This window comes from Streptomyces sp. SID13726 (assembly GCF_010548375.1).
Classification (GTDB): Bacteria; Actinomycetota; Actinomycetes; order Streptomycetales; family Streptomycetaceae; genus Streptomyces.
Map to the genome: position 1 here is coordinate 1 of NZ_JAAGLY010000143.1, position 626 is coordinate 626.

At 71.7% G+C, this 626-nt stretch carries 1 pseudogene; it reads right to left on the reverse strand.

Annotated elements, in window-relative coordinates:
* Positions 1 to 21: 21 nt before the first annotated feature.
* Positions 22 to 597, reverse strand: a pseudogene (locus G3I78_RS46815) (lanthionine synthetase LanC family protein); the annotation flags it as partial.
* Positions 598 to 626 lie beyond the last annotated feature (29 nt).

A 626-nucleotide genomic window follows, 5' to 3' on the forward strand; every position in this document is an offset into this window, starting at 1 on the left:
TCACTCTCTTCCGCAGGTGGGTCAGGCGATGAGCAGGGCGCGTTGCCACCGCCGTGTGGGGACGCGCGCGGAGACGGTCCACAGCACTGCGGCAACACCGGCCGCTCCGCACAGGAAGTCCGGGTCGTCGATGTACTGGCCGGGGTTCTCGAAGTTCTGCACCCCGAAGGTCAGGCCCTCGGAGCAGTGCGCGAGCAGCCGCTCCGTCAGTACGGGGAGGGAGGCCCGGGCCTGGACGCTGTCCGTCGTACGGGCGAAGACCTCACAGATCGCCAGCAGGCCCGCCAGACCGTGGCAGATCGTGGGCGAGAAGTTGTGGATGTGCTCTTCGGACCGGCGCAGCGCCGCTTCGAACGCGGCGACGGCGTGGGCCCGCAGCCCGTTGTCCTCCAGTGCGTCGGCCGCCATGAGCAGGGCGGCGGCGATGCCGGGAGCGCCGTAGCACCAGGCCGTCCTGGCGGTGTGCGGGGCCTGGGTGCGGCGGCCTTCGGGATCCAGCGGTACGCCGTTCGGCCAGTTGGCCCCGAAGTCGTCCTCGATGGCGGCCGACGACAGCAGGGCGATCCCGTTGCCGATCGCCTCAAGCAGGCCGTGTCGGCGGTGGCCGCGGCCAGGGCGTCACGGCC